Origin of the sequence: Kordiimonas gwangyangensis DSM 19435 = JCM 12864 (assembly GCF_000375545.1) — a bacterium.
In the GTDB taxonomy this organism is placed as follows: Bacteria; Pseudomonadota; Alphaproteobacteria; order Sphingomonadales; family Kordiimonadaceae; genus Kordiimonas; species Kordiimonas gwangyangensis.
The window spans coordinates 435385-457753 of record NZ_AQXF01000005.1 but is presented as its reverse complement, the minus strand read 5'-3'; the positions used below and the strand labels follow the sequence as shown (position 1 = coordinate 457753).

17 protein-coding genes are annotated in these 22369 nt (G+C 56.9%); 10 read left to right on the top strand and 7 right to left on the bottom strand.

Translation table 11 applies throughout. From position 1 onward, the window contains the following. The first annotated feature begins 78 nt into the window (after positions 1 to 78). Entirely contained in the window at positions 79 to 1386 is a 1308-nt protein-coding gene (locus B150_RS22660) for a glycosyltransferase (RefSeq protein ID WP_162139716.1), read from the top strand. Positions 1387 to 1467: 81 nt separating this feature from the next. Here the strand turns inward: B150_RS22660 and B150_RS0116090 are convergent, their stop codons facing one another. Beyond that, positions 1468 to 2910: a mannose-1-phosphate guanylyltransferase/mannose-6-phosphate isomerase gene (locus B150_RS0116090; RefSeq protein WP_026168436.1), complete on the bottom strand. Its 1443-nt coding sequence runs from the start codon at positions 2908 to 2910 to the stop codon at positions 1468 to 1470. A 239-nt stretch (positions 2911 to 3149) separates the two neighbouring features. On the opposite strand from B150_RS0116090, the gene B150_RS22655 reads away from it, so the two are divergent. Together B150_RS22655 and galE are read left to right on the top strand one after the other, a co-directional pair. Beyond that, positions 3150 to 6461 carry a glycosyltransferase gene (locus B150_RS22655; protein WP_020400975.1) on the top strand — a complete coding sequence of 1104 codons (3312 nt, stop codon included), beginning with the start codon at positions 3150 to 3152 and terminating at the stop codon, positions 6459 to 6461. Between the two features lie 42 nt (positions 6462 to 6503). Then, entirely contained in the window at positions 6504 to 7484 is a 981-nt protein-coding gene (gene galE / locus B150_RS0116080; protein ID WP_020400974.1) for a UDP-glucose 4-epimerase GalE, read from the top strand. A 2-nt stretch (positions 7485 to 7486) separates the two neighbouring features. Here the strand turns inward: galE and B150_RS0116075 are convergent, their stop codons facing one another. Both B150_RS0116075 and B150_RS0116070 read right to left on the bottom strand, forming a co-directional pair. Continuing rightward, the gene (locus B150_RS0116075; protein ID WP_020400973.1) at positions 7487 to 8302 is read right to left on the bottom strand and encodes a ferredoxin reductase domain-containing protein; all 816 of its coding nucleotides are present in this window, start codon (positions 8300 to 8302) and stop codon (positions 7487 to 7489) included. Between the two features lie 54 nt (positions 8303 to 8356). Then, positions 8357 to 8986 carry a glutathione S-transferase family protein gene (locus B150_RS0116070; protein WP_020400972.1) on the bottom strand — a complete coding sequence of 210 codons (630 nt, stop codon included), beginning with the start codon at positions 8984 to 8986 and terminating at the stop codon, positions 8357 to 8359. 236 nt (positions 8987 to 9222) lie between these two features. Here B150_RS0116070 and B150_RS0116065 point away from each other — a divergent pair, with 236 nt between their 5' ends. After that, positions 9223 to 9786, top strand: a complete 564-nt coding sequence (locus tag B150_RS0116065; protein WP_020400971.1) for a TetR/AcrR family transcriptional regulator — start codon at positions 9223 to 9225, stop codon at positions 9784 to 9786. Between the two features lie 68 nt (positions 9787 to 9854). Here B150_RS0116065 and galU read toward each other — a convergent pair whose 3' ends face one another. The 3 genes from galU to B150_RS0116050 all read right to left on the bottom strand — a co-directional run bounded on the left by galU (position 9855) and on the right by B150_RS0116050 (position 12807). Further along, positions 9855 to 10721, bottom strand: a complete 867-nt coding sequence (galU, locus tag B150_RS0116060; protein ID WP_020400970.1) for a UTP--glucose-1-phosphate uridylyltransferase GalU — start codon at positions 10719 to 10721, stop codon at positions 9855 to 9857. Between the two features lie 11 nt (positions 10722 to 10732). Continuing rightward, positions 10733 to 12007 (bottom strand): glucose-6-phosphate isomerase, encoded by a 1275-nt coding sequence (locus B150_RS0116055; RefSeq protein ID WP_020400969.1) that lies wholly within the window; start codon positions 12005 to 12007, stop codon positions 10733 to 10735. Between the two features lie 191 nt (positions 12008 to 12198). Then, positions 12199 to 12807 (bottom strand): 2OG-Fe(II) oxygenase, encoded by a 609-nt coding sequence (locus B150_RS0116050; RefSeq protein WP_020400968.1) that lies wholly within the window; start codon positions 12805 to 12807, stop codon positions 12199 to 12201. A gap of 203 nt (positions 12808 to 13010) precedes the next feature. Here B150_RS0116050 and B150_RS0116045 point away from each other — a divergent pair, with 203 nt between their 5' ends. Further along, positions 13011 to 13439 carry a hypothetical protein gene (locus B150_RS0116045; RefSeq protein ID WP_020400967.1) on the top strand — a complete coding sequence of 143 codons (429 nt, stop codon included), beginning with the start codon at positions 13011 to 13013 and terminating at the stop codon, positions 13437 to 13439. 91 nt (positions 13440 to 13530) lie between these two features. Then, positions 13531 to 14508 (top strand): calcium/sodium antiporter, encoded by a 978-nt coding sequence (locus tag B150_RS0116040; protein WP_025895711.1) that lies wholly within the window; start codon positions 13531 to 13533, stop codon positions 14506 to 14508. 36 nt (positions 14509 to 14544) lie between these two features. On the opposite strand, the gene B150_RS0116035 is transcribed toward B150_RS0116040, so the two are convergent. Beyond that, the gene (locus B150_RS0116035; protein WP_020400965.1) at positions 14545 to 15138 is read right to left on the bottom strand and encodes a hypothetical protein; all 594 of its coding nucleotides are present in this window, start codon (positions 15136 to 15138) and stop codon (positions 14545 to 14547) included. A gap of 297 nt (positions 15139 to 15435) precedes the next feature. Between B150_RS0116035 and B150_RS21540 the strand changes: the two genes are divergently transcribed. From B150_RS21540 to B150_RS0116015, 4 genes are all read left to right on the top strand, one after another. Continuing rightward, positions 15436 to 15813, top strand: coding sequence for a hypothetical protein (locus B150_RS21540; protein ID WP_020400964.1), 378 nt, complete (start codon positions 15436 to 15438; stop codon positions 15811 to 15813). 223 nt (positions 15814 to 16036) lie between these two features. Continuing rightward, on the top strand, positions 16037 to 16582 hold the full coding sequence (locus B150_RS21535; protein WP_020400963.1) for a prepilin peptidase: 546 nt from the start codon (positions 16037 to 16039) through the stop codon (positions 16580 to 16582). Between the two features lie 205 nt (positions 16583 to 16787). Then, entirely contained in the window at positions 16788 to 19622 is a 2835-nt protein-coding gene (locus tag B150_RS0116020) for a hypothetical protein (protein ID WP_020400962.1), read from the top strand. Positions 19623 to 19705: 83 nt separating this feature from the next. Next, on the top strand, positions 19706 to 22324 hold the full coding sequence (locus tag B150_RS0116015; protein WP_081611502.1) for a TonB-dependent receptor domain-containing protein: 2619 nt from the start codon (positions 19706 to 19708) through the stop codon (positions 22322 to 22324). Positions 22325 to 22369: the final 45 nt, after the last annotated feature.

The following is a 22369-nucleotide window of genomic DNA, read 5'->3' as shown; positions in this document are numbered from 1 at the left end:
ACGCCTACCCATTGGTGGATCGATGTCGATACATTTCGTGCTCAGCTTCTCGCTCTGAGAGGTAAGAAGGTGGTATACTTGGATGAGTATAACCCCCAAAATCCTGAGCATGTGGTGATTTCATTTGATGGGGTGTACGAATGTGTTTGGCGCTTTGCCATACCTATTCTCAGGGAATTTGGGTATTGTTTTGAGCTTTTTGTAATCGGCGATGTACTTGGTCAGGTGAACTACTTCGACGAACCTGAGCCGCTTGCCCGTTTCGCGAATATAGATCAATTGCGCGAAATGGTAGATGCGGGGGGCAGGGTTCAGTGGCATACCAGTTCGCATGCGCCCCTTGCGGGGCGCGATGACCATGAGTTGAAGCGAGAACTCCTCGTCCCAGATCATCTGCTCAAGCTATTTCCTGCACCTCATTTTCAGTGGTTTGCATATCCGCACGGCGAATATATGGAAGCGGCGGATGCCATCATTCGTGCGCACTATCGCGGTGCGGTGACCACTAACGAAATTAGTGAAGAGGATCCTTATCAATTTGGACGTCTGCTTGTGTTCAAAGAGACAAAGATCTCCAAGGATCGTCTTTCGCTCATCATCCCAAATTACAACTACGGCGTCTTCATTGGCGAGGCGATTTCAAGCGTTCTGGCACAGAGTGTATTGCCCGATGAAATACTTATTATTGACGATGCGTCAACGGACGATTCACGTTTAATTATCGATTACTACGCTGAGAAGTTTCCCAATCTGCTGCGGGCGGAATACAATTCCACAAACTTGGGGGTAGTAGATAACTTCCGCAAAGCCATTTCCCTCACTGAGGGCGACTTCGTTGTTTTCATCGGCGCTGATAACCGGGTGCGCTATGATTTTGTAGAGCAACACCTTGCGGCCCTGAAGATGTTTCCCGACGCAGCGGTGGCCTATTGCGACATTGTATTGTTTGGGCCTCGCGCGCGAATCCAGGCTAGCCGGTTGGAACCTCGCGAGGAGTTTTCCGTTAAACGCATTTTCGCTGACGTTGCAACTGGGGCAGAGCAATACTTATGGCGGTTCCCAGAGCCCTCGCCTGAGTTGATTGCCAATATGCATGAAGTAAACTTCGTTCATGGCTCCGCAGCTTACCGTCGGGATGCGTATGAAGGCGTCGGTGGCTATCAGGAGCGTAAAGGTGTTGCTGAAGACAAGTCTCTGTTTCATCGTATGCTTGCTTCTGGCTGGCGTGCTGTACACGTTCCAGAGCCGCTTCTGGAATATAGGCAGCATAGCCTCGATCAGGCCAATCAAGTGGTAGGGCGAGAAGCGTCTATTCATGCGCTGCAGCGTGAAAATGCTCGGTTGAAAACGAAAATTTCGGCGATCGAAAAAATACTCGGCAGCTAGAGTACTTCGCAACGGCAGGTCCGGGCCGCACAGTGACGTGCTCTACTTTCTTTTGAGTTCATACTGTTCGGGATGGCGGGTTCAGGTCTGGTTCGCTAATGAGCTCCGCCTATAGTCGTCTTCGTATCGGATGATGTCATCTTCGCCGAAATAATCTCCGGTCTGGACTTCAACGAGGCGGAGCATGCCTGTATTCTTGTTCTCGAGGCGGTGCCGGGTCCCGACGGGCAGGTAGACGGATTCGTTGGCGTTCAGGGTGATGATGTCGTCATCACGGGTGACGGTGGCCTGACCCTCGATGACGACCCAGTGTTCGGCCCGGCGGTTGTGGGACTGCAGACTGAGCCGCTTGCCGGGATAGACACACAGTTCCTTCACCTGGAAATGGCTGTTGATGGCGAGCGAGGTATAAAACCCCCACGGGCGGTAAACGGTGGTGTGGAGCTTGGCCTCGTCCCGGCCATTTGCCTTGAGCGCCTCGACAATCTGTTTGACGTTCTGGTCCTTGTCCTTGGGGGTGACCATCACGGCATCATCGGTCGCCACAATGACAAGGTTGCTGATGTCGGTGGCAGTGACAAGGCGCCTGTCGGCATAGACGAGACAGTCGCTTGAATTGAGGAGGGTGACATCCCCCTTTGTCACATTGCCGCGCGCGTCAGCCTCGCCGGTGTCATGAAGGGCGGAGAAGCTGCCAAGGTCCGACCAGCCGATGGTGCAGGGCACAACAGCGGCTTTGTCTGTCTTCTCCATGATCGCATAGTCGATGGAGTTGGCAGGCACCTTGGCGAAGCGGTCTTCAGGCAGGCGGTGGAACTGCAGGTCGCTCTCAAGCGCACCGAAGGCATCGCGGCAGGCGGCTACCATCTCGGGTACATGCTGCTCGGCTTCATCCAGAAGTGTCTGGGCGCCAAACATGAACATGCCGCTGTTCCAGAGATATTCCTTTGACGCGAGATACGCCTGTGCGGTGGCGGCGTCCGGCTTCTCCTTGAAGCTTGCAATACGGTGCGCATCAGCGGTGCCGCTTAGCGCCTCGCCGGGCTTGATGTAGCCATAGCCGGTCTCGGCGGAGGTGGGGTGAATACCAAAACAGGTGAGATAGCCACCCCGCGCGGCCGCGGCAGCACGTTCGACCGCGTCGTGGAAGGCGGGCACGTCGGTAATCAGGTGATCGGCGCTCAGCACAAGTATGTTGGCGTCCGGCGACTGCGCGACAGCCTCAAGCGCGGCGACGATCACTGCAGGTGCGGTGTTGCGGCCCATGGGCTCAAGGATGATGCGGCCAAGCGCAAGCCCGGCGTCGTCCGCCTGTTTGGCGAGGAGGAAGCGGTGCTCGTTGTTGGCAATGACAATCGGTGCCTTGAAGCCGTAGCGGTGGCCGACACGCTCAAGCGCTTGCACAAAAAGGCTCTTGTCCCCTGCAAGCGGCAGGAACTGCTTGGGCATGCCGGAGCGTGACAAGGGCCAAAGCCGGGTGCCAGACCCCCCACACATGACAACTGGGTAAATATCTCTAAACATCGACTGTCCTGAATAAAGCAAATAGAAACACAAACGGGCCAAGGCCCAAAAAAGNCTTCCCGCCGCAAATCTATAGAAATTATCCCGACCGAACAAGCGGTACCCGATACACTCGATCAATAAACCAACTCAACAAAACTGGTGTATTTGTTGCGCGCTTTTGTTACACCGCTTACGACATTGGTGTATCGGTCCTACGTTTTCGGGGGCGGGTACCAGAGATACGCGGGAGAGGGCGTTTGCGGCCTGATATATACTCACTTGGGTCAACAGTTCTTGTGCTGATGGACCACGCAGATGCAAATGACCTGACGGGCCAGTTGCCGGACGGCAGCACGGTTGAGTTTGAACGCGTTGGTCCCGAAGCGGCGCTTGCCGGTATAAACCTTCTTTGGAATAGCGACTTCAGTGACGAAGCAGTGCCGTTCAAGAGTGATGCTGACGGTGTCACCATTGGCCGCGATGTCGGCGAGGAATGGACGCTGGAAAACGCACATGTTGCCTATGCGCTCTTGGGCGACGGCGTGCCCTCAGCGCGCATCACATACCATGATCCTGAAATGGGCGACATGTTGCCCGTGGCGCCGGGTGCCCGGTTCATTTTCTCTGCAATGGTGGCTGCGCACCGGTGCGGGGCATCGCTGACGGCACAGTATTTTGGCCGTGACGGTGAAGACAAAGGGCAGCAGGTTACCGAATGCAAGGGCCTGCCTGTAGGCGGGCGCCAGCTGGACCAGTATTCACTGGAGTCCATAGAGGGTCTGGTGCCGGAAGGTGCGGCATTTGTGCGGCTGTCGTTCGTTGTCGATGATGTAGATGCCAGCGCGGGCGAGGGGGCATATCTCTTTATGGCCTTCGCGCGGCTCTATTTCTCACCGAGCCGCCTCACCCGCGGCTGGACCGAACGGCCATCGCCACTTTTGGGTCTTGTAAAGGGCGCGTTCCACGACGGGCGTGTCCTATTGCGTCCCAGCGCTGCACTAACTCGTTTCGGTACCGATACGGAGCTGACCCTGCAGTTTGAAGGAGAGGCAGTCTCGAAGCCGATTGCGCTGAAGGCAGCGCCTGTGCAGTGCGACGGCATGATGCTGCGCGGACGGCGGCTGAATGTGCTGCTTTATCATCCTGATGAGCAAAACCTCACCGACCTCTATGGTGATTTCAAGCGGCCAAGTGCGGCAGGCGCCCAAGTCATTGTGGACGGTGAGATTGATACGCTCGCTTTCGCGCATAAAACCGGTCGTCCGGACTACCGCGACCTATATGTGCGCCTGAGCCCCCACCTTTATGACGGCCAGCCGCACCATATTCTGGTACGCAGCCTTGAAGGGCAGGTGCTGGCGGAAGACATGTTGATCCTGTCGCCGCACGCCATGGACCTGAGTGCGATCAAGGAACACACACGCGCTCCCTACAAGTCGCAGATGAGTGCGCTCTCGGGGCTTCGCTACCGTTCGCTCGAAGCGCAATTGGCGCAGGCAGACAAGCTCGGGGTGGACGGCATCGCGCAGGTCGGTTTCTGCCATAGTGCGGTCGTGCTTGGCTTTGACCGGAACACGGATTTCCGCCCTCTCACCTTTCCGCACCTTGATGCGCCCAAGGTTTCGGTGATCGTGCCGGTGCACAACAAGTTCGCCGTTACCTATAACTGTCTGGCCGCCCTGCTGCTCGCCTACAATGAGACAGTGTTTGAGCTTATTGTGGTTGATGACGGCTCGTCGGATGAGACTGTGAAGCTGGCCGACTATGCGGCGAATGTCACCATTGTGCGGCACGAGAAGGCCAAAGGTTTCGTGGGTGCCTGTAATGCGGGCGCAGCGGCTGCCAGGGGCGAATTCCTCGTTTTCCTTAATAACGATACGGAAGTGACCTACCGCTGGCTTGATGAAGTGATGTTCACCTTCCAGCATTTTGATGGTGTGGGCCTTGTGGGCTCCAAACTCATCTATGCGGATGGCATGTTGCAGGAAGCAGGCGGTATTATCTGGGCTGAGGGCGCTGGCTGGAACTATGGCCGTTTCGGTAACCCGCATGAACCCAAGTATAACTATGTGCGGCCCGTGCACTACTGCTCGGGTGCGGCGATCACGGTCAGCCGGGAAGCGTGGGAAGCAGCTGGCGGCTTCGCGCGTGAATTTGAACCCGCTTACTATGAAGATACCGACCTTGCCTTCACGCTTCGCGCCAAAGGCTATAAAACGCTTTATAACCCGCTGTCGGTCGTGGTGCATTTTGAAGGCATTTCAAACGGCACAGAAGTGGCGTCTTCAGGCCTCAAACGCTTCCAACTGATCAACCAGCCCAAATTTGCCGCCAAACATGCTGACGCCCTTGCGGGTGCACCAGACGTGGGCGAAGACGCAGATCTTTATAAGGACGCAGGCGTTGAGAAGCGCGTGCTCTTCCTCGACTATCAGGTGCCGCGCACCGACTATGATGCCGGCTCCTACGCGGCCATTCAGGAAATGCGCATGATGCAGGCCCTTGGCTACAAGGTGACCTTCCTGCCCGATAACCTCGCCTGGCTTGGCAAATATGTCGAACAGTTGCAGCGCATCGGTGTTGAGGTGATTTACGCGCCTTTCTATGTCTCGACCGAGGAGTTCCTGCAGGAACGTGGTGCCGAATTCGATGCTGTCTTCATCACCCGCTACTATGTGGCGCAGGATAACATCGCCTATGTGCGCAAATATGCGCCGCAAGCCAAAGTGCTGTTCAATAACGCCGACCTTCACTTCCTGAGGGAAGCGCGCGCCGCAGTGCTTTCTGGTGACGCAGAGGCCATCAAAGCCGCCAAGAAAACCCGCAAGGAAGAGCTGGCTGTGATGAAAAAAGTCGACCTGCTCCTCAGTTATAATGAGGTGGAGCATGCGGTCGTGCTGTCACACAACTTTGAGAAAACCCGCGTGGCGAAAACGCCGTGGGTGGTGGACACCACAAAGGATATCCCGGCGTTTGACGCGCGCAGCGATATCGCTTTCCTTGGTGGTTATGGCCACCCGCCAAACGTGGAAGCCATGCAGTATTTTGTGCGTAACGTGATGCCGCTGCTGCGCAAGGCAAAAGCGGGCGTGAAGCTCTATATTTATGGCAGTGGTCTGAATGACACCGTGCGTGCACTAGAGGCGGATGATGTTGTTGTCGTTGGCCACGTGGACGATGTGGCGGAAGTCTATGAGAAACACCGGGTTTTTGTGGCACCGCTCCTTTCTGGTGCGGGTATCAAGGGCAAGGTGCTCGCCGCGATGGCGCATGGTATACCCACAGTGCTCTCGCGCATAGCGGCGGAAGGCACTGGTGTGCGCCACGGCTATGACTGTGAAATCGCGGGTGACGCGGAAGAGTGGGCGGCGTCGGTGATGCGGCTTTATGGTGATAAGGATTACTGGGCGGAAGTTTCCAGCCGCTCGCAAGCCTTCATTGAAGAGAATTATGCCTTCAAGCTGGCCTGCAAGGGTATGCGGGACGCGCTTTCCATGGTGGGGGCGCCCTATCTGGAAAGTGACGACAATCTGGTGATCAATTCGTCCACCATGATGCTTGATCTTTGATGGGCAAAAGTTTTTAAGCGCGGTTTATTTGAGGATTTGAGAATGGCGATACTGGTGACGGGCGGTGCCGGCTATATTGGCAGCCACATGGTGATCGAACTGGTTGAGAATGGGCATGATGTTGTCGTGCTCGACAACTTGGTCACAGGTTTCCGCGATGCGGTGAACCCGGCAGCCAAATTTATTGAAGGTGACGTCAGTGACGATGCCACGCTCGACACTGTGTTCAGCGAGAACAGCATTGATGCCGTTATCCATTTCGCCGGTTCCATTGTAGTGCCGGAATCGGTCACGAACCCGCTCAAATATTATGGCAACAACACTGCCGCCAGCCGCACGCTCATTGAAGCCTGCGTGCGCCACGGCGTAAAGAAATTCATCTTCTCCTCCACAGCAGCCGTGTATGGCGATCCCGAGGTGGTGCCGATTGGCGAGGACGCTGTGCTGTCGCCCGTATCGCCTTACGGCACGTCCAAATGGATGACTGAGCTGATGCTGAAGGATGTGGCAGCCGCGCACGACTTTTCCTATGTCGCACTGCGCTACTTCAACGTGGCAGGGGCCGACCCTGAAGGCCGCACCGGCCAATCAACGGCTAATGCCACCCACCTTATCAAGGTTGCGTGTCAGGCCGCGCTTGGTCGCCGCTCGCACCTCAGTGTGTTCGGCAATGACTATGACACGCCGGACGGCACGGGATTGCGCGATTATATCCATGTGTCTGACCTTGCGGCGGCGCACCGGCATGCGCTTGCCTGGCTCGATAAGGGTGGTGAAAGCGGCATGATGAACTGTGGCTATGGCCACGGCTTTTCGGTGCTTGAAGTGATCGAATCCGTCAAGCGTGTCACCGGCGTCGATTTTCAGGTCAAGATGGAGCCGCGCCGGGCGGGTGACAGCCCCAAAGTGGTTGCGAAGGTGGATAAAATTCGCGCGTCGCTTGGCTGGGAAGCGAAATACGATGACCTCGACACCATCGTGGCGCATGCCTATGCGTGGGAAAAGGGCCTGACGTCTATCTGATGTCAGGTTCTGCCTAGCCGCCTCGCGCCCATAAACGGTGCGAAGAAAAAGGCGAACAGACCGGTGCGGCGTGGGGCTGACGGCGCCGCCGGTGCTGCTGGCGCATAGAGTGCCCGCTGCCCTTCATCAAGCTTTTTCAGAAATGGTGAGCCAAAGGCAGGCGCCGCAGGTGCGGGGCCAATGCTGGCCACATGGATCTGGCTCGGCGCCACGCCGCGCGCGTTTAGAGCCTCTCTGCTGCGCTCCGTAAACTCTGTAGAGCCACAGACATAATAGTCTGCGTCGGCGGGGGTGCGGAGCGTGCTCATAAATTCAGCGTCTACCATGCCGTGGCTCATAGCTGGCCGCAGTGGGCGCCGGGCAAGCGGCTGCCTGATATGCAAGGTGAAGTGAGGCGACAGACCCCAGGCATACATGTCTGGCAGGAAAGGCGCTTCCTTGTCGCCCCGCACCTCGTGGATGAAATGCACGTCCACTTGCCGGTGCACCTGTTCCATCAGGAAACGCGCCATGGCGATCATCGGGGTGATGCCAATGCCTTCGGACATTAGCACAATCGGCTTCCGCCGGGCGCTGCCTGTGGCCGCGACAGGCAGGCAAACGTGGGAATGGCTGCCCCAGAGGCTTGAGTGCCATGACAGGTTTTTCTCCAACACCTTATCAAGTTTGATGCAGGACATGCCGCCGTCGCGGCCTTTCTGAGACTGTGGTGGGCAAGGGGGAATTGCTGGCAAGGTCTCAGCGCCTGGGTGTTCAAGGTCCGGTTTTGCCTGAGAGCGAAAGGCTGAGCCGGTGAGAAAAGAGGGGTGGTCTGTCATGATACATTCCTCTGGGGCGGGGCCGCCAGGGGGGCAGCGGCCCGGAGTGGTCGGTCAGGCTGCGGCCGCGGGCAAGGGGCTGCGCACCATGGGTTTAAATCCTGGAAGGGCCTCAACGCGGGTGAGCCACGCTGTGACGTGTTCATAATCTTCAAGCGGCACACCGCCTTCGGGGGCGTGCGCCACATAGGTATAGATGGCGACATCCGCGAAACTTGGCCGGTTACGCACAAGGAAATCGATACCCGTAAGCGCAGCATCAAGCCGCTCAAGGAACTGGAGTGCGCGTTCCCGCGTTTGCCGGGGGTCAAACGGCGCATGGAACAGCTGGATCAGGCGCGCCGCCGCTGGCCCATTCTGTAACTCAGACGCTGAAAGCGCATACCATTTATGCACTTCCGCGCGGCCTGCAGCGTCAAACGGTACCCATGTGCCGTCATCAAATTTGTCTGCCAGATAGGTGAGGATGGCTGTGCTTTCCGACAGCACCACGTCGCCGTCCACCAGCACCGGGACCTTTGCGGCCGGGTTGAGCGCAAGGAATTCAGGACTACGCTGCTCACCCGATTTCAGGTCAACGTTTTTGAGCGTGAAGGGAATACCAAGAAGCGAGAGGGCAAGCTCTACCCGGTGGGCATTGCCCGAGAGCGGAAAACTGTAGAGCGTGATCTGTTGATCCGACATGGATTGTCTCCTCCGTAAAAATCCTGCTGTAACGTGATTGTTAGTTACCTGTANTGATCGGTACATGTATGGTGTACAGATCAGTACACCCGGTCAAGTGCTTTTTTATGCGAAAATGCATTGCACTGGTGCGAGGCAGCTAAGTCACTGTTCGGTTTAAGGAAAAAAATTGATCAATCTTGACCGAACTTCATGTTATATGTACCGATCTGTACAGGTTAAGAAGGGAATCATTCATGACGGCGTCAAAAAAAGAAGAATTGATCGACAAGGCGCTTGAGGTTTTTTACCGCGAAGGCTTCCATGCCACCGGCATGGACCGGCTGGTTGCCGTGACCGGCATTTCAAAAACCTCGATGTACAAACATTTCAAGACCAAGGAGGATTTGATCCTCGCCACCCTTGAACGCCGCCACAAATATCTGATGAGCCTGATCATCGACCGCACCGATGAGCGCGCGGACACGCCGGCCAAGCGCCTGATCGCGGCTTTCGATAGCCTGAAGGACTGGATTGCCGGCGGCCGCTTCCAGAGCTGCATGTTCATCAAGGCCTCAAGTGAGTTTCAGGATCCCGCGCATCCGATCCATAAAATCTCGGCCGATCATAAACGTACCTTGCAGGACTATCTGGTCGCGCAGGCGAGGGCCGCGAACGCCCGCAATCCGGAACAGCTTGGGCACCAGCTGATGCTATTGCAGGAGGGAGCCATTGTAACCGCGCATCTGCAAGGCGGGTCTGAGGCGGCGGATGATGCGAAGGCTGCGGCTGAGGTGCTGGTTGCAGCTGCGCTGGCTTAGGTCTGGGCACATTAAAAAAGGCGGCCACATATGCGGGCCGCCTTTTTTTATGCTGTTGCCGATATGCCTTACTGGAAGGTGATCAGTTCCTTGAGTTTGGATGCAAGGTACGGGTCCTCTGCCGCCATCGACAGGTTCGCCATCAGCCAGCCAAGCTTGGAGCCACAGTCAAAACGGCGGCCTTCAAACTCAAGCGCGTGGAACGGCTGCTCGCCAATCAGTTTTGCCATGGCGTCGGTCAGTTGGATTTCACCACCTGCGCCTACGGCTTTCTCTTCCAAATAGGCCATCACCTCAGGCTGCAGAATGTATCGGCCCACAACGGCTTGGGTTGAAGGCGCGTCCTCGGGGTGTGGTTTCTCCACAAGGCCCTTAACCTCGATGTTCTTGCCTTTGCGGGCACCCGGCGTGATCACGCCGTATTTGGAAGTGTCTTCCTTCGCCACGTCCATGGTGGCAACAAGGTTGCCGCCCAGCTCGTTATAGGCTTCAACCATCTGCTTGAGCGCACCGGGCTTGCCTTTGATCAGGTCATCGGGCAGGGCAACGGCGAACGGGTGACCGTTCACGAGCTTGCGCGCGCACCAGATGGCGTGCCCAAGGCCAAGAGGGCGCATCTGCCGCACATAGGAAATGCGCCCTTCCTCAAGCAGCATGGAGCGTGAGATTTCAAGCGCTTCTTCCTTGCCCTTTTCCTGCAGGATTTTTTCAAGCTCATAGGCGTGGTCGAAATGGTCTTCCATCACCTGCTTGTTACGCCCCGTCACCAGAATGATGTCCTCAATCCCGGCCTCCAGTGCTTCCTCAACCGCATATTGGATAAGCGGACGGTCCAGCACCGGCAGCATCTCCTTGGGGATAGCTTTGGTGGCGGGCAGGAAGCGGGTGCCAAGACCTGCGACAGGCAGGACAATCTTCTTGATCGGGGCGTTCATTTTTTATCCTTTTAAATATCCAGTTCGTTCAAATACTGACGTGTCAGAACCTTGCCTTCTTCAACGGCGGGTTGGTCAAATGCATTCACACCCATCAGGTGCGCCGTTACCACTGTCTCCAGCATGAAGGACACAAATAGTCCTCCGAGGTTCTTTTCCGACAGGCTGTCGATCACCAACTCCCGTACCATGCGTCCCTTGGCGCGCAGGGTTTCCTGCGTTGCGCGGGACTGGCAGGTAACGGTATCGCCGATCGTGCGGCCCGCCATATAGTCAAGGCCATAAGCCTTGGCTTCATCCACGTCAATGCGCGGACCTTTGCCATAACTTGGAATTGTGACAAAAGTGCAGAACTTGTCATTCGGGCCATCAAGAAACAGCTGAAGCTGGCTGTGTTGGTCCACCGGGCCCACAGCGCGGATCGGCGTGGTGCCAAGGCCTTCCTTGCCAAGGCTTTCCGCCCACAGCTGGCCGTGCCAGCGGGTGAAAGCGCGCAAGCTTTCCGCGTACGGCATGATCAGTACTTGCGTCACACCCTTGTGTTCATTGAGTGTTTGCGTCAGCGCCGCACCCACAACGGCTGTTGCAGCTTCAGGCGACTTCATGAAATCGTCGCACACTTCCTCCGCACCCTCGCGGAAGGCTTTCACGGAAAGACCGGATACTGCGACCGGCAGCATGCCCACGTTCGTCAGCACGCTAAAGCGGCCGCCAACGTCTGTCGGGTGGTCAAGGATCGGCGAACCCAGCTTTTCGCCGTAGGTGCGCAAGGGGCGCTCACCCGGTTCGGTGATGAAGGTGAAATGATCGCCCAGATTGGCGCTGTGTTTGCCGCCTTCAATCCAGGCGCGGCAGGCCAGAAGCTGCGCCAGGGTTTCCGCCGTGGTGCCGGATTTGGAGATCGCCAGCACGTGCGTGCGCGCGGTATCAAGCTCACGGAACAGCAGGTCCATCTCAAAGGGGCACAGGCTGTCGGGCGTATGAATGCGCACCGGGCCTTTATTGAAGCGGGCGAGGGCGATGGCGGCTTGCGCGCCAAGGCTCGACCCACCCGTGCCGAGCACAATCAGGTCATCGCATGTGCCGGTAATGCGTTTGGCGGCGTCTGCCATTGGTCCCATGTCCGGCCCGTCGGACATCTGGCGCGCAAATGGCAGCAGACCCTTTGCGGTCAAATCCTTCGCATAAGCGACAGCCTTGTCCAGATTCGCCTTGAAGGCTGCGGTCAGGCCCTCGGCCTCAAGAAGGGTTTCGAGCGATTTTTCACCGAATGAATAGCTGAACATGATTTCCAAACTCTTTTGTTTCTGCCAATGACAACGTTGCCATATAGCCGGTGTCGGGCAAATGAATCAAGTATTTCCTGCATAGTGTCGGGACAGGTCGTTGCCAAAGTATGACAATGCACGCTCTGTTTATATCCCGAAACGCAGGGTTTTTTGTAATAATCTTATAAAATCAGGCGCTCGGTCGTTGCTCACATGTTGCGTGGTTCAGCCCTGAACCACAGATTGAATGCCCATTTCTCACCCTCAAGCACCGGCGTGCCCGCATGGAGCGACTTGGGATGCCGTTCAGTCGTACCCGGCAGGCAGTTGTGGAAAACCAGCAACTTGCCCTGCTCAGGGGGGATGCTAATGCCAAGTTTGGGAAATTCTGTGGCACCGCCCCGTGCTACTTTATTGAGGTAACCCAGCACGGTGATGATGCGTTGCCCGCCGCCCTTCATGTTGCGCTGGCCGGAGGTGGTGCTCGGGTCAAACGAGTCGAAATGCGGCTTATATTCCTTGCCTACACCGTATCGAATAAGCTGGAATTTCTCCGCATGGGTCAGGGGTACGCCCACGAGACCCGCAACTTTGAGCGCGATGCGCTTGCATGCCGGGTCGTCCGCATGGTCAAGCCAGCAAACATCATTGGTGCGCCCGTCCGAGATCACGCCGTCCGTATCGCCGGAGACGGTCGCGCGTTTCATTTCCTGCGTTTTGGCGCGGGCTATCATGTGCCTGCATTCAGGGCCATCCAGAAAATCCGCAATGGTGTAAACACGCGGCTCCAGGTGCAGGTCAATAATCGCACGTTTCATGTTTGCTCTGTCCCCCGTCGTCCGTACTGGCTCAAAACTGATTGTCGCTCGGACGCTTTCAGCCTGTCTAACATAGCTCAAGCGGCCAAGCAGCAATTTTTGCTGTTGTGCAAGCCCCCTCGGGTTTACTAAAAACATGGGAAGACAAATGCTATTTCAACCGTGTGCTCGTTTGCGTGCGGCAGACCGACGGGGAGGAAGATATGCAGCAATTTGGCAAGATGATCACGACACTGGCGCTGGCCGCCAGCATGTTGGCAGTACCGGGTGCCGCGCATGCGGCTGCCGCGGCAGCCAAGTCCAAGCAGGCGCAGCCGGTTGAACTGAGGAACGGTGAAAGCATTGGCGATGTGTCCATGCCAGCCGGTGCGCTTATTGACACCAAGAAGTCGGTAATCCTTGGCAACGGCGCCAACGCCTTCGGCAAAATCTATGTGAAAGTGAAGGCCGACCAGATGAAGGTCGCCGAATTTTTCAAAAATAATATGCCAAATGAAGGATGGGGTCTTATCAGCGAGGCTCAGGATGACGATATAATGCTGACGTTCCAGAAGCCGACGCGTGTTGCCACCATCCGGATCGAGCGTGGGTCGAGTGTCAAACTGACCGTTGTTGTGACCCCGCGAAACTAGTAAAGCCCGGCGCACGTAATCAAAAGGGGGCGTAAGCCCTGTCAGCCGCGCGGCCAGTGTTTGGGTCGCCGCTTCAGTGAGGTAGTGTCACGTGATTATGCCAGTGGTTGCCATTCTCGGCGGGCTTGTTGCCCTTGTCTGGAGCGCAGGTCTGTTTATCGACGGGGCAAAGTCGGTCGCGCAGCGCTTTGGCATGTCGCCGCTTCTCATTGGTATGCTGGTCATCGGTTTTGGTACCTCGGCGCCGGAAATGGTGGTTTCTGGCCTGTCGGCCGCACAGGGCAACCCCGGTCTCGCGCTCGGGAATGCGTTTGGCTCCAACATTACCAACATCGCGCTTATCCTTGGCCTGACAGCCATGATCCGCCCGCTTGGGGTGCAGTCTGCGGTTCTGCGCAAGGAGCTGCCGATCCTCGCGGGTGCGACGGCGCTTGTGGCGGTCCTCATGCTTGACCGGATCATCGGCTTTTACGATTCCGTTGCCCTGCTGGCAGTGTTTGTGGGGCTGACCTGTTGGTCCGTCTATGAGGGGCGCAAACACGCGCGCGACAGCTTTGGTAAAAGTGTTGACCATAGCCTCAATAAACCCGAAGGCCCGATGGCAAAGGCTGTCGCGGTATTGATCATCGGCCTTACGCTTCTGGTGCTTAGCTCGCAGGCGCTGGTGTGGGGCGCGGTACAGGTTGCGGAGAACCTTGGTGTCAGCGATGTGATCATCGGGCTCACGGTCGTTGCCGTCGGCACCAGCCTGCCGGAACTCGCATCTTCCATCATCGCGGCGCGCAAGGGCGACCATGAAATCGCGTTTGGGAACGTGATTGGCTCAAACCTTTTCAACACGCTGGCGGTAACCGGTATTGCGGGTAGCATTCAGTCCATCTCGGTTGATCAGATGGTCTTGGTGCGGGACCTGCCGGTGATGGGTTTCCTTACCCTCGCGCTGTTTGGCCTTGGTTTCGGCTTCCGTGGCATGGGGCGTATCAACCGCTACGAGGGTGCGTTCCTGCTGATCTGCTTCGTGGCTTACACGGGTGTGCTGCTGGAAAGCGCGCTGGACGGCACGGTCTAGGACCGCGCCACATCACCATACCTTCAGATTGCGGGATCAGATCTTGAGCGCGCGCTCAAGCTGGCGCATGACCTGCGCGCGGGCCTCAGCGTAGATGTCCCGCCCGTCAAGCTTTACGGCCGCCGCAATGGCGTCCTGCTCTTCAATCAGTTTGCCAAAGTGCGGGGATGATTCTTTTTCCAAAAGGATCGACTTCAGCTCACCCGCGTTGAAGTGGCTGCCGTAGATACCAGCCAGCATGTCACCCCATTCGGCACCATGTTCAAGCTGCGCCACGCGAATGGCGGACACGACCGTTTTCTGGACCTTGTCAAAACCGTACCGTTTGATCGCGGCCTGCACGTGCGCTTCGTTCTTCACGTCGTGAAGAAGCAGGAGCGACAGGTTTTTCACAACCCCGGTGTGACGCACAAAATCAAGCGCTGGCGATGCATCATCGGCCAGGCTGCTGCCCATCGGGCGGGAGGAGAGGGACGCCATGAGGGCCGCAGGCACTTCCGCGCGGTCAACCTGCGGCATGTTGCCGGGTGCCATGCTGGCGCCAGCAAACGACGGTGCCGTAATGGCAACCGTGGCAATGCCAAAGCCAAGCGATGCGATCAGGTTGAGGGTGCGAAATTTCCGCGTCATTCAGGGGTCCGATATCTGTCACAAACAAGGTGTTTCGACCCCTTGCTAGGCGAGAAATAGTGACAAATCCCCCTTTTTCTGGCACTGTCATAAAAAATTCATACACAGGTGCACGAATCACGTTCGTTCACGTAACTGATTGAACTTAAATGGTAATATTTTCGGCCTCCGCTTGAAAAAAAATTAATCCAAGCAGTTCAAAACGTTAAATCCTCCTTTGGCCCAAATTATCTCGGTGTTACATTAATCTGTAACAAACACGCCCATAATGGGAAGATTTGCCATAAGGAGGCCAGTATGCGTTTTGGAACTTTCGGTGCTCTTGTTGCTGCAACAATTATGACGGTTGGCGCGTCCGCAGATGAGACGCGATTCGCCGATGAAGCTCAAGCCGCCAACCCTGATCTTTATGCGAAAAGCGAACTCCAGCAAGGTGACTGGTCGCAAGCTGAAGCAGCCCTTCTGGGCGCTGACGTCGCGGCTGAAGACCAGGTCTTTGCAAAACTGAACCTTGCCTTTGTCTATAGCACCACGGGCCGCAAGGAACAGGCAGTCGCCATGTACCGCGAAATCCTCGATGGTCGCGACAATCCGTACGCGCTTCTGATGAACGGTGAGCCGCGCCGCGTGAAGACAATTGCAAAAACTGCACTCTCCCGGATGGGTGAGAACTAGTAAGCGCTGAGGCGCGTTCCTATATAGAAGGGACAACCCCGAACCACGTACGACAATTTGTTGGTGGTTTCATTTCCGCCCCCGCCGGTCCCCCTTGCGTCAACAAGGCCCGTGGGGGCGGCTCCATTTCTGGCCTATGCCAATTCTCGCGCGCTAACCGCTGCCGCTTGTGAACGCCTGTCGGTCGGGCTAGGGTCAGCCATCAGCAGATCGAGGATGGCTTATGGATACGGCAGACACGGGCAAACGCAGGTTTATCATCCCCGCGCTTCTGTTCCTGCTGCCGCTTGCTGCCCTTCTATGGTCTGACCGGCCTCTGCTGGTGTCGCTGGTGTTATACGCCAATCTCTATGCCCTCGCGCTTTATGACCATTTCACCTTCCGCTTGCCCAACTTGCTTGTTGCCACGCTGGCGGTGGTTGGGCTTTTGAACGCCTATCTTAATGCCGCGCACATGGCGCCCTATCTTATCGGGCTTGTCGCTGGCTTTATCGCACTCGCCGCCCTCGCTCTTGCCTATGAGAAGCTGCGCGGGCGGGCGGGGCTTGGCATGGGGGACGCCAAGTTTTTGGGCGCGGCGGGCGCGTGGGTCAGTTGGGCCGGACTGCCGCCTGTACTTCTCATCGCGTCGCTCGCCGGACTCGGCGGCTTCCTTGTGAAATCGGTTTCAAGCGGACGTCATAATTCCGCTGAACCCATCCCCTTTGGACCATTCCTTTGTCTCGGCCTCTGGCTTGTGTGGTTGTATTTTTCGCCTTTTGATGCGTAAAACGCGGCAGTTTTGCCACACTGTGCGTTCTGAAGTGCTGCATTTGCACCATATTCGGAATGTGACAGCAATGGTCAACGAACTGCAAACAAACTGAAACATAACCAGATTACCGATCATTCCCCGTGAGCCGACAGCAAAACGTTGGCCATTTCGCTTGCACCAATTTTTCAAGCGACATCTTAGGCGTCGTACGGGGAATACAATGACAAACCTTCAGATTTTGAAAAACACGCTTCTTGCAGCGGTTGCCGCACTGGCACTGGTTGCTTGTGGCGACGATAGCACAGAACTGGCTTCTCCGGGCAATCAGGGCCCGAACCCAGGCACCGGTAATCCGGGCAATGGTGGCGGTGATGGCGGTGGCGACGGCGGCGGTAGCGCTGGCGAATGTCCGACCGGTACCGAGACCGTAACTGTAGGCGATGAAGATCACTGCCGTCTTTCCGGCACGATCACGCAGGACCTTACCCTTACCGCAGACAATATCTACCAGCTTTCCGGTAAAGTGGTTGTTGGTGTTGACACAGGCGCGGATGGTTCCGCTGCCGCTGGCGACCCGGCTACCCTGACCATCGAAGCTGGTACGCGCATTTACGGCGCAACCAAAACCGATCTTCTCGTGATCTCCCGCGGCTCGAAAATCGAAGCTGTTGGTAGCCAGAGCGAGCCGATCATCTTCACCTCGGGCCTCGACCTCGGCCTCGCAGCCGACCTCGGCCTTACGCCGCGTTCCAGCCACAGCGGTTCCGCCCTGACCGAGCCTTACACTTCCGAGTGGGGCGGCCTTATCCTCAACGGTAAAGCCACCATCAACACCTGTAACCAGTCGGGCGTTTGTGAAGCTGAAGGCGAAGGCGACAGCGGCACCTACGGCGGCAGCGACGACACGGACGACAGCGGCACGCTGAAATACGTTCAGATCAAATACGCTGGTAACCCGATCACGGGTGACGACGAACTGAACTCGCTCGCGCTCCAGGGCGTTGGTTCGGGTACCGAGCTTGACTATATCCACATCCACAACGGTGCGGATGACGGCGTTGAGTTCTTCGGTGGTACGGCACAGGTCAAGCACCTTGTGATCACCGGTTCGGACGATGACGGTTTCGACTGGACGCAAGGTTGGCGCGGTAAGGCTCAGCATGTGATCATCATGCAGAACCCGAACCAGCCAGCTTCCGACCAAGGTATCGAAGCTGATAACTTCGGTGACGGTAACGACTTCCTGCCGCGCGCCAAGCCGCGTCTTGCCAACTTCACCATCGTTGGTACGCAAAGCCAGGGCGGCGAGAGCGACATCGGTATGCTTCTCCGTGAAGGTACCGGCGCGAACATCTATAACACTGTTGTATCCGACTTTGGTGACGCATGTCTCGACATCGACCAGGACGCTACCTTCGTGAACGCGGGCTCTTCTGCCACCAACCTCACGGGTAACCTGACGATCCAGAGCACGCTTCTCGACAGCGGTTGCGCCTCTGTCTTCAAGGACGACGGCAACAACTTCGACCTCGAGACCTACTTCCTCAGCCAAAGCAACAACGTTGTTGGCACGACGACCCTGTCGAACGGCTTCATCAACGGCTCTGCTGAAAACGCAGTTGTTGGCACCAACGTTCGCGCCATCGACACGTTCTTCGACAACACGAGCTATGCTGGTGCCGTACGCAGCACCGCCGGTTCCGACAACTGGACCATCGGTTGGACCTATGGCCTGAACCCGGACCCAGAGTGCCCGACCGGCACGACCGAGAACTCAAGCGGCCAGTGTGTGCTTTCCGGCACCTACACCGCTGACATGCGTCTCGTATCCGGCCTCGACTACGTGCTCGACGGTAAGGTTACCTTCGGTGTGGACATGGGTTCCGACCCGGCCAGCCCAGCTGCAAACGGTTCTGCTGCTACGCTCACCATCGAGCCGGGCGTGACCGTCATGGGTGCTGATCTCGAGAGCTACCTGATCATCTCCCGCGGTTCCAAGCTGAACTCTAACGGTACGGCTGATGCACCGGTAACCTTCACCGCCATCAACCCGGACACTCGCAACCTCGACACTGACACCTCCCTCTGGGGCGGTATCGTGATCAACGGTCGTGCCACCATCAACACCTGTAATGGTAGCGGTGTGTGTGAAGCGTCCGGCGAGGGCGACAGCGGTCTCTACGGTGGTGTTGATGACACGGACGACAGCGGCCAGATCTTCTACACCCGCGTAGTATATGCTGGTAACCCGATCACGGCTGACGACGAACTGAACGGCATTGCCTTCCAGGGCGTAGGTTCCGGCACGGAAATCGACTACCTGCAAGTTCACAACGGTGCGGACGATGCGGTTGAATTCTTCGGTGGTACTGTGAACGCGAAACACCTCGTGCTCACCGGCGCTGACGATGACAGCCTCGACTGGACGCAAGGTTGGCGCGGTAAGGTTCAGCACGTAGTGATCGTACAGAACCCGAACCAGCCGGCAACGGACCAAGGTATCGAAGCTGATAACTTCGGCGACGGTAACGACTTCCTGCCGCGCGCTCACCCGATGATCTCGAACGCAACCATCATTGGTGCGGCTGCCGCTGGCGGCGAGAGCGACATCGGTATCCTGCTCCGCGAAGGTACTGCTGCAAACCTCTACAACGTAGTGGTAGCTGACTTCGGCGACTCCTGCCTCGATATCGACCAGGACGCAACCTTCGCAGTGTCTGGCCCGAACGCAACCACGCTGACCGGTGACCTGACCATGCAGTCCACCCTGCTTGCAGAAAGCTGCGCTTCGACCTTCTCTGACGACGGCAACGTGTTCGACCTCGAAACATGGTTCCTGAACCAGAGCAACAACTTCGTTGCAGCTCACACCCTCAGCGCTCAAAGCGGTGCGGCGTCCTTCAAGAACTACATCAACGGCGCAACTGAAAACGGCGCAACCGCTACGAACGTAGCGAACGTTGACAGCTTCTTCGATGCCACCACCCACATTGGTGCGGTATCGGGCGCAAGCAACGACTGGGTTGCAGGCTGGACCGTCTGGCTGAACCAGTAAGCAAAACCATGAGCCGCGGTGGGGACACGAGCATCCTCGCTGCGGCTCCCGTTTATGAAAATCCCATAAGCTGGATGTGAAAAATGAAATTGTTCCACGATCGTCTTAAAGGCTCTCTGATGGCCTCGACTTTCCTGATTGCGGCACCTGCGCTCCTGGCGTCCGGTGCAATCGCGCAGGAGAGTGATAATCAAGACAGTGGTGTTGAGGAAATCACCGTTCAGGGCCGTTATATCCCGGACGAAAAGCGGGCTACTTCCGAGATTGCAAACGTCATTGACGCAGATGCCTTCTCGCTGGCGGGTGACAGTGATGTCGCCGTTGCGCTGCAGCGTGTGCCGGGTCTTTCGCTCGTTGGCGGCAAATACGTTTATGTACGTGGCCTTGGTGAGCGTTACTCCTCCACGCTTCTCAATAACTCGGGCATCCCAAGCCCGGAGCCGCTCCGCAAAGTGGTGCCGCTTGATATCTTCCCGACCTCGCTGATCGAAAGCGTGCTCGTACAGAAAACCTATTCGCCGCAGTATCCGGGCGAGTTCGGTGGTGGTGTGATCGACCTTCGCACCAAGGCTGTACCGGATGACTTCGTTCTCGAGATCGGTATCGAAGGCAAATACAACTCCGAAGCCACTTTCAAGGATGGCCTGAGCTATGACGGCACGGGTTCCGAGATTTTCGGTTTCGGTGGTTCGCGCCGTAACATTCCGGATGAGATCCTGAAAGACGTAACGCTCGAAAGCCTGACGGAAGAAGAGCGTGAAGCCGCAGGTGAAGCGCTGCCGAACATCTGGTCCATCGACCGCGAGACGAACCTGCCGGGCGCAGGCATCGATTTCGTATGGGGTAACCGTTACGATGTGGGCGACGAAAGCGCCTTCGGTTTCTTCACCGCTGTGACGTATGACGTGAATACCCGTCACCGCAACGGTGTGCGCCGCACGGTGACCACGTCTGACGCTGGTCCGGTTATCCGCTCCAACTTCGCACCTGAAGTTTGCTTCAATGAAGACTTTGAGGGCGCGGGCGGTGATGACTGTGGCGTGCGCCAGACCAACATGGATGTGTCACTGAATGGTATTGTCTCGCTCGGGTACGAGTTCAACAACGACCATTCGATCAACCTGACCTCCACGGTCCTGCGTCAAAGCACGAAGCGCTCCCTCATCGAGAAGGGCCTGTTCGCGCAGGAAGATTCGCTCCGTACCAAGTCGACGATCGACTGGATCGAAAGCCAGGTGTGGGCGAACCAACTGAGCGGTGAGCATAACTTCATGCTCTTCGGCAACAGCGACACCTTCCAGGACACCGTGTTCAAATGGCGTGCGAACATTTCGCGCTCTGACCGTGACGTGCCGCTGCGCCGCAACACGGTTTATGAATACAACGAAAACCTGGATGCTCACCTCATCCTCGCTCGGACGGACGGTAACACCACCTCCTACAACGCGCTGGATGAAGAAACCAAAGAGTTCGGTTTCGACCTTGAGCAAGCCATGTATATCGCTGAAACGCCGGTTGACCTGATTGGTGGTTTCACCTACGCGGAAAAAGAACGTAGCTTCGGTCTCGTACGCTACAACTTCGCTTTCCCGTCCGGTGCTTCGACCGAGCTGCGTGCCCTTGCGCCGGAAATCATCTTCGGTACTGCGAACATCGACCCGAACGGCATCCGCCTGACGGAAATCTTCGATGCGTCCGACTTCTACACCGCCAGCTTTGAAAACATTCAGGGCTACCTCGGTGCGGATATCGAACTGTCGCCGAAGATGCGCCTTGCGCTTGGTGTGCGCTACGAGGACAGTGACCAGATCGTCGATACTGTTGAACGGACGACCGACGAGCCGATCACGGTCACGCAAAAGGGTGAATACTGGCTTCCGGCCGCAACCTTCACCTATGAGATCATCGATAACATGCAGGTTCGCCTTGCATACAGCCAGACCATTGCCCGCCCGGACATGCGCGAGCTTTCGACGGCACCCTTCATCGATGACGAGCGTGGCCTGACCGTTCGCGGTAACCCGAACCTGCGTATCGCCGAGATCGAAAACTACGACGCTCGCTTCGAGTGGTATTTCGCCGCTGGTGAAAGCCTGACGGTCGGTGCCTTCTACAAGAAGTTCACCAACCCGATCGAGCAAAGTGCGCAAGCCTTTGGCGAAGGCCGCCTCATCACCTATGTGAATGCGGAATCGGCTGAACTCAAGGGTATCGAAGTTGAGGTCGAGAAGATCCTGTTCCTGCAGGACTGGTTCGGCTGGGACTGGCTCGGTAGCCGCGAGATGTTCATCAAGGCAAACGGTTCCTACATCGATGGTGAAACCATCACGGCGGAAGCGGACCTTGGTATCGTCACCAACCCGGTGCGTTCCTTCCAGGGGCAATCCGAGTGGCTCGGTAACGTCCAGATCGGCTGGCGCGACTATGACCGTGGTGAGAACCTCGCTCTCGTGCTGAACTATACCGGCAAGCGTCTGTCGCTCCTCGGTGTGTTCGGTACGCCGGACGAGTTTGAGAATCCGCCGCTCATGCTGAACTTCGCTTACAGCAAGGAATTCGAAATCGGCAGCAGCGTGCTTGAGATGAAACTCGAAGCTGAAAACCTGCTCGGTGACGAAATCCTCTACACCCAGTTTGGTGTGGCGACGGAACAGTATGACCTCGGCCGTACGGTATCGCTCGGCTTCAAGTATAAATTCTAGATGAGCCCCAAGGGGCACGGCCTAACGCTCCGGCGTTAGGCCTTG

Bases quoted from the DNA above. Each gene is read 5' to 3' on its own strand.
- B150_RS0116075 (WP_020400973.1), bottom strand. From the start codon at position 8,302: ATGACAGACCACCCCTCTTTTCTCACCGGCTCAGCCTTTCGCTCTCAG.
- B150_RS0116020 (WP_020400962.1), top strand. From the start codon at position 16,788: ATGACAAACCTTCAGATTTTGAAAAACACGCTTCTTGCAGCGGTTGCC.
- B150_RS0116015 (WP_081611502.1), top strand. From the start codon at position 19,706: ATGAAATTGTTCCACGATCGTCTTAAAGGCTCTCTGATGGCCTCGACT.
- B150_RS0116090 (WP_026168436.1), bottom strand. From the start codon at position 2,910: ATGTTTAGAGATATTTACCCAGTTGTCATGTGTGGGGGGTCTGGCACC.
- B150_RS0116035 (WP_020400965.1), bottom strand. From the start codon at position 15,138: ATGACGCGGAAATTTCGCACCCTCAACCTGATCGCATCGCTTGGCTTT.
- galE (WP_020400974.1), top strand. From the start codon at position 6,504: ATGGCGATACTGGTGACGGGCGGTGCCGGCTATATTGGCAGCCACATG.
- B150_RS0116065 (WP_020400971.1), top strand. From the start codon at position 9,223: ATGACGGCGTCAAAAAAAGAAGAATTGATCGACAAGGCGCTTGAGGTT.
- B150_RS0116070 (WP_020400972.1), bottom strand. From the start codon at position 8,986: ATGTCGGATCAACAGATCACGCTCTACAGTTTTCCGCTCTCGGGCAAT.
- B150_RS21535 (WP_020400963.1), top strand. From the start codon at position 16,037: ATGGATACGGCAGACACGGGCAAACGCAGGTTTATCATCCCCGCGCTT.
- B150_RS21540 (WP_020400964.1), top strand. From the start codon at position 15,436: ATGCGTTTTGGAACTTTCGGTGCTCTTGTTGCTGCAACAATTATGACG.
- B150_RS0116050 (WP_020400968.1), bottom strand. From the start codon at position 12,807: ATGAAACGTGCGATTATTGACCTGCACCTGGAGCCGCGTGTTTACACC.
- galU (WP_020400970.1), bottom strand. From the start codon at position 10,721: ATGAACGCCCCGATCAAGAAGATTGTCCTGCCTGTCGCAGGTCTTGGC.
- B150_RS0116055 (WP_020400969.1), bottom strand. From the start codon at position 12,007: ATGTTCAGCTATTCATTCGGTGAAAAATCGCTCGAAACCCTTCTTGAG.
- B150_RS0116045 (WP_020400967.1), top strand. From the start codon at position 13,011: ATGCAGCAATTTGGCAAGATGATCACGACACTGGCGCTGGCCGCCAGC.